6 protein-coding genes are annotated in these 6501 nt (G+C 56.7%); 4 read left to right on the plus strand and 2 right to left on the minus strand.

Translation table 11 applies throughout. The features are described from left to right. Positions 1-103: 103 nt before the first annotated feature. Positions 104-1024, minus strand: coding sequence for a cation diffusion facilitator family transporter (locus NHH03_RS27465; RefSeq protein WP_253161563.1), 921 nt, complete (start codon positions 1022-1024; stop codon positions 104-106). A 162-nt stretch (positions 1025-1186) separates the two neighbouring features. Here NHH03_RS27465 and NHH03_RS27470 point away from each other — a divergent pair, with 162 nt between their 5' ends. The 3 genes from NHH03_RS27470 to NHH03_RS27480 all read left to right on the plus strand — a co-directional run bounded on the left by NHH03_RS27470 (position 1187) and on the right by NHH03_RS27480 (position 4943). Next, complete coding sequence (locus NHH03_RS27470) at positions 1187-3340, plus strand: spermidine synthase (protein WP_253161564.1); 2154 nt, start codon at positions 1187-1189, stop codon at positions 3338-3340. A 502-nt stretch (positions 3341-3842) separates the two neighbouring features. After that, positions 3843-4163, plus strand: coding sequence for a flagellar biosynthesis anti-sigma factor FlgM (locus NHH03_RS27475; protein WP_253161565.1), 321 nt, complete (start codon positions 3843-3845; stop codon positions 4161-4163). A gap of 285 nt (positions 4164-4448) precedes the next feature. After that, positions 4449-4943: a Fur family transcriptional regulator gene (locus NHH03_RS27480; RefSeq protein WP_253161566.1), complete on the plus strand. Its 495-nt coding sequence runs from the start codon at positions 4449-4451 to the stop codon at positions 4941-4943. Here the strand turns inward: NHH03_RS27480 and NHH03_RS27485 are convergent. After that, positions 4940-5380 carry a hypothetical protein gene (locus NHH03_RS27485; protein ID WP_253161567.1) on the minus strand — a complete coding sequence of 147 codons (441 nt, stop codon included), beginning with the start codon at positions 5378-5380 and terminating at the stop codon, positions 4940-4942. The genes NHH03_RS27480 and NHH03_RS27485 overlap by 4 nt on opposite strands. A gap of 133 nt (positions 5381-5513) precedes the next feature. On the opposite strand from NHH03_RS27485, the gene NHH03_RS27490 reads away from it, so the two are divergent. Further along, positions 5514-6473 (plus strand): tetratricopeptide repeat protein, encoded by a 960-nt coding sequence (locus NHH03_RS27490; RefSeq protein ID WP_253161568.1) that lies wholly within the window; start codon positions 5514-5516, stop codon positions 6471-6473. Positions 6474-6501 lie beyond the last annotated feature (28 nt).

Here is a 6501-nt window from a genome sequence, read left to right on the forward strand (position 1 = left end):
GCGCAACTTCAAAACTGACGCATCGGGTTGCCATTTGTGGGTAATCGCCAGCCCTGGCGGGATCAGCGCCGAAAGACACCGCCGGTGAGTGTTCTGCCGATGCTTACTCTTCGTCCCATGGTTCGACGTGCAGGTGCACATCGCGGACGCGGGGCATCTTGGCCAACAGCCGATCTTTGACTTCGTGACCGATGCGATGGCCTTGATCAACCGTCAACTGGCCATCGACTTGAACGTGGATTTCGATGAAGTATTCCAGTCCGCTCTTACGGACTCGCAACTTCTCGATCTCTTTGACCTGATCCACTTCGCCGGCGATGTCGCGGACTCGCTGGATTGTTTCCGGATCCGCTTGCTGGTCCATCAATTCCGCCGCGATCGACAAAAACATCTTGGCGCTAGTGAGGATCAGCAAGGCACAAACACACACCGCGGCTATGGGGTCGACATAGGGGCCCAATTCACCCAAATAGGGCGCGGCGAACAAACTGAGCGCGATGGCAGCCGATGCGATCGCATCACTGCGATGGTCCAGCGCGGTCGCTCGCAGTGCTGCCGAGTTCAATCGATTGGCGACCTGCGACGTGTAACGATACACCGTTTCCTTCACAACACAGCACACCGCAGCAATCAGACCGGCGCTCCAGTGCGGTATCAACTTGGGCTGGGCAAACTGTTTGATGGTTTCAAATGCCAACACCCCGGCACCAAACATCACCAGCAGCGAGACTGCAAATCCGGCGATCGATTCGGCTTTGGTGTGTCCATAGGGATGATCTTCGTCTTCCTCTCGTTCGGCCACATGCAATGCGACTCGCACGGTGACCGAACTGGTGACATCGCCGATCGAATTCACCGCGTCGGCGACCAAGGCCGAACTGCGCAGCAGCATCCCGCCGGCCAGCTTTGCCACCACCAACACCACGTTAACACTCAATCCCCAGATGGCGGCACGCTTGGCATCGACATAGACGCGATCGCGAACGGCAATCGAGGCTTCGTCTCGGGGTGGGCTTAGGGACACGCGCCGGGGAAGGTTTTTAGGGAGGGGAAGAACCGGAAGAACCATTCTGGCGCTCGGGGACGCATCGTGCTATCGGTGACCTAGTGTTTCGCGTCATTTCTACCGATTGCATCCTGCAATCCCTGAAATTTTGAGTTGCATGTGGGAAACAAGCTCGATCTGATGTCTAAATCAACTGGCCAACAACCGAAAAAACCGTTACAGAACGATTCATCAACCGAGGCATCCGATCCCGGCAATTTTGTCAGTGGTCGATCGATGATTTGGTTTGCCGCCACCACGTTGCTCGGTGCGTTCTTGGTTTTCCAAGTCCAGCCGATCATCAGTAAATGTGTGTTGCCTTGGTTCGGCGGAACGCCGGCGGTGTGGACGACCTGCATGTTGTTCTTCCAGCTGCTGCTGTTCGGCGGCTATCTGTACGCGCATTTGTTGCGAACCTATTTCAACCCGGTTTCCCAGGCCGTGATCCATCTGCTGCTGCTAAGCGCCGCTGCGCTGACGCTGCCGATCGAGCCATCGGATGCCTGGAAACCCAGCGGATCCGAATCACCCACGCTGTATTTGTTGTGGATGTTGGCCAGCCATGTCGGGCTGCCATACTTTGTGCTCTCCAGCACCGGCCCCTTGATCCAGGCTTGGCTTAGTTTCCAAGACACCAGCGATCGGGTTTACCGCTTGTACGCGCTCTCAAACGCCGGTTCGTTGTTTGCCCTGCTAAGCTATCCGTTTTTATTCGAACCCGTGTTTTCGGTTTCGACACAGTCCAGCCTGTGGTCGCTCTTGTTCTGTCTGTTCGTACTGGTCCAGGGCTACGTTGCGATCAGTTTGTTTCGGATCACGCCCGACGCCGATGAAGCTTCCGAGGCGACCGACCAGCAACCAGCCTCCATCAGCAGCGCCACCACGATCAGCGCGACAACACAGTTTGCTTGGATCGCATTGCCGGCACTCGCATCGGTGATGTTGCTGGTCGTGACCAATCATGTTTGCCAAGACATTGCGGTGGTCCCGTTTCTGTGGGTGTTGCCGCTGAGTCTGTATCTGGCAAGCTTCATCATCTGTTTCGATTCGCCACAGTGGTATCGGCCCAAACCCATCGCGGCAGTCACTTTGGTGGCACTGGCGATGATCCAAGGCAAGACGCTACTGCCGGGCAGCATCCAATTGATCGCCGAAGCCTGCTGCTACATGGTGATGCTGTTGGGAGCCTGTTTGCTATGTCACGGTGAAGTCGCGCGATTGAAGCCCAGCACCAACCAATTGACAAAATACTATGCGATGCTGTCTGCCGGCGGCGCACTCGGTGGCGTGATCGTTGCGATCCTGTGCCCGCTGCTGCTGAACAATCATGCAGAACTACCGTTCTTCGTTTCGCTGGTCACCGCACTGACGTTTCTACTGTTCTTTGCCTGCAAGACCTGGCAACGCACGGAATACGATTGGGCATCCGCCGCACGACTCAAGTACGGTGCATTGGTGTTGCTGGTCGCCCCGATCGTGACCATGGCGTTTGTGTCCCAGAATCGTACCATCGCATCACAACGCAATTTTTTTGGTGTTCTCACCGTTCGCGAAAAACCACTCGGAATCTGCTTGGTCCACGGCAGCACGCTGCATGGCATGCAGCGTCATTCGCCGCATCAATCACAACCGACGACCTATTACGGACACGAAAGCGGCATCGGTCACGTGATCAAAGACATGCAACGTCAAAGTGACTCGCTGCACATCGGTGTCGTCGGACTCGGTTGTGGTGTTCTGACCAGCTACGGTCGTCCGAGCGACGAATTTGAACTGATCGAAATCAATCCCGCGGTGGTCGAAATCGCCGACCAGTACTTTACGTTCATGAAAGATTGCCCATCCAAAATGACACAGCATCTTGGCGATGGGCGATTGGTTTTGGAACGATTGACCGACATCCGCTTTGACCTGCTGGTCCTGGATGCCTTCAGCAGCGATGCGATCCCGGCGCATTTGCTGACGCGAGAATCGATGGCGTTGTATCGCGATCGCTTGGCCGCCGACGGCGTGTTGGCGATCCACACCTCCAATAACCATCTGGAACTCTCGCCCCTGGTGCATCACCTAAGCGACGATGCGGGACTCGAAAGCCGGATGGTCGAGGGGGTCGGGGACGAGTCGATCGGCACCACACACTCGACTTGGATGATCATCGCCAAACGAGGTCACAACGTGTTCGACGCTCCGGTGCTGGCCGACGCCCAGCAGGCGGACCCAGAATTGCTGCGCCATGCCCCGCTTTGGACCGATCAGCACCACAATTTGGTGAGCGTGCTGCGTTTCTGGCAGTAGCGGTCGTGCAGCTTCGCGTGCCACCCATTGGGAGAGGTCGCGACCAGAGTCACGATCTTTGCCACACGGTTTTCCACGGTTGTGGCTGCTGGCGTGCCGCAGCGGGTTCAGGCGACCACACGAAGTCAGATTTTTTGCCGATCTGACTTGAATCCGGCCGCCGAGATTTGCTAACGTCGCCGACAGTGCCCCGGGATCGCACAAAAAGTTTGTGAAAGGACTGGACTGTCCGCGACCAGCTTGCCGAAGACTTTAATGTTTCCGCTTGCTACGCGCTGGCAAAAGTCTCTTCAAAGCTGTACGGATTGCATCCTGGGACACGGATCGCGGCGCTGACGGTCGATGCGGAAATGACTGAGTCGAGGGGTGTTTGTTCACCTGATTTCGACCTGGTCCGGCCTACGTCGCCCCAATTTCCTGATTGCTATCACGCCATCGATTGGATTAATCGGTGGTTCGGTCGTGATCGGAACATCCAAAATGTCTCCGGAGCAGTGCTCAAATGCAGATTTATGGCCCATTTCGGGTATCCACCACGCAATCCGCTTCCAACGTCCAATCGACCTCAAAAATCGAACGTGGATCGAGCGTTTCACAGACAAACGAAACCGCATCGACATCCAGCGGCGCCCCCGTCGACCAGCTCGACCTAAGCCAAGCGGCCACCTCGACCAATCGGATCGATGGTCATTCAGCGGTTGCCGGTGAGGGCATTCGATTTGAACGAGTCGCTGAGATTCGCCGCCAAATCGCCGACGGATCTTACGATTCACCCGAGCGAATGGACGCCGCCTTGGATCGTTTCCTCGATCTGTTGGGCTAAATCACCAGCTGTCGTCATTCCTTCCGCAATTTGCGAACCGCTGCAGTTGGCGCAGCCAAGGACGATAGGCACGCAGCGGCGTGCCTGGTGAAGGGTCTGCCGGACTGGTGAGCCCGCGGGCGACAATCATTCGCCGGTCGTGTAAACTCTGTTCAAAGACCAAACGCTGACCAGTCGCCCCGTTTTGTGTGTGCGGCTGGTCGTTCCATTGCCAACACTGAAGCCCCCGCATCCGCTGATTTGTCGAACTCGACTTCCGAAACGTCCGCTTCGAATTCTGACCCGGTGACGACAAAGGTCGAACCGCTAGAGGTCTCGCTGTCCCCGCAGGACCGTTTTAGCGAGTATTTGCAATCACGCGGTCTGCGGCAAACCAGCCAGCGAAAATTCTTGATCGATCAGGTGTTCAGCCAACATGATCACTTTGATGCCGAGGAATTGATCGAGCGATTGCCGCGTCGTGGCGAACCCAACTACGTCAGCACCGCAACGGTCTATCGGACGCTGCGTGAATGCGTCGACGCCGGGCTGCTGAATAGTTTTCAACTGGACGGCCGTACGGTCTACGACCACGATTATGGCTACCCCCAGCACGACCATTTGTACTGCACCCGCTGTCGCAAGTTGCTGGAATTCCAAAGCGACGAATTGATCGCAATTCGAGATCAAACCGCGGCCATGCACGGGTTTCGCGTCGACAGTCACCGGATGATCATCAGCGGCACCTGCCGTGAATGCTCGCGGCGGCGGCGCAAGAAACGCAAGCAAGACCTGGTCTAAACCGCGTCGGCGATCTGCTTCAGAATCGCTGCAAACACAGGCTCATTCTTGTCGAAATCTCGACTCTCGGCCTGAATTTGGATCATCAACACCTCGTCGTCTTCGCTTCGCTGCGGACGTGGCAAGATCACGATTCGACTGACGATCAATAGATCCAAGTAGTAAAACCGCACGTCTGTCACCGCAGTCTCCGCGGGCAACACCGGCAACTGAATCTGCTCGCGTTCCACTTCTTCGTAGTCGGCGGCGATCGTGCGGACGATGCCTTCGATCAATTCTTCGACCGCCCCGGCCCGTGTCGATTCGATCGCCATGAATCCGCCGCCGGGAATATCCAGCGTCATGCCCTGATCCCCCTCCTCGGGCTCGCGTGGGGCGATCGTCCAATTGTCGGGGTACAGGAACCGGACTCCGAAAGAATCAAACTGGGCTGGCATTTTTTTGGCAGATCAAAACGGGACGGGGACAGACGAGATTGCGTTGAGACGCATTTCGCTGGTATTTGTCGGTTCTGTCAATGCGTGGTTTGGTTCAATGATTAGATCTGGAAACGAAAACACCGATCGGAAGATGATGTCAGCGAGCCAGCCAAACCGTTTCCCACGACGCTCACGCGGATCGATTTTGATGCCAGCGGTCGTGTTGATCGGCTTGTTGGCCGCGTCGGGCGGTTGCCGAGCGATCAGTCGTATCGGCGAAAGTCGACAAAGTCTGACGGCGCGAAAAATGTCACGCCAAGGCATGCAGGCAATGCATCACGGCCACTGGGATGCAGCGGAACAACTGTTCAGCGACGCGTTGACGATCTCCGACGCCGATGACCGCGCCCACCGCGGGTTGTCCGAAGCCTACTGGAAACGGGACCAGCGTGAGTCGGCGATCACCCACATGGAAAAGGCAGTGCAACTAAGCGCCGCAGATCCACGTTTGGTCGGTCGCCTGGGGCAAATGTATTTGCAAGTTGGCCGATTGGACGACGCCCAGCGACAAAGTGAAATCGCATTGGCGGCCGAGCGCAATTCCGCCGAGATCTGGGCACTGCGCGGCGATTGCCTGAAGGAAAGCGGCGATCACGAACAGGCGTTGGCAGCCTATCATCGTGCCCTGGCGATTCAACCGGACTTTGTGGATGCGAAACTGCAAATCGCCGAACTGTACCTGAACAATGATCAGTATGACCGCCTGTTGGCGACGCTGGACCAAATTGATTCCAGTGGTGACGAATCAATCGTGCCGACACGGGTTCACATGCTGCGTGGCATTGCGATGCGAAATCTAGACCGTCCTGAACTGGCGGTGGAGCATTTTGCCAAAGCATCCAAAAGTGATCCCACACGCGCCGAACCTCACCTGCAACTCGCGGCAATCGAACTGGAAAATGGAAAACCGGATTCCGCCAGTCTCTCGATCGCCCGCGCAATGGAACTCGATCGCGAACTGGTCGAAACCAGTGGCTGGTCGGCCTACCTGATGACACCCGAGCAGTTAATCGCCATCGATCCCGATCCACCCGCCGCCGCCCGCCGCTAGCTCACAACGTGAGGCGATTGTTCAACCT

The organism is Stieleria tagensis (assembly GCF_024129865.1).
In the GTDB taxonomy this organism is placed as follows: domain Bacteria; phylum Planctomycetota; class Planctomycetia; order Pirellulales; family Pirellulaceae; genus Stieleria; species Stieleria tagensis.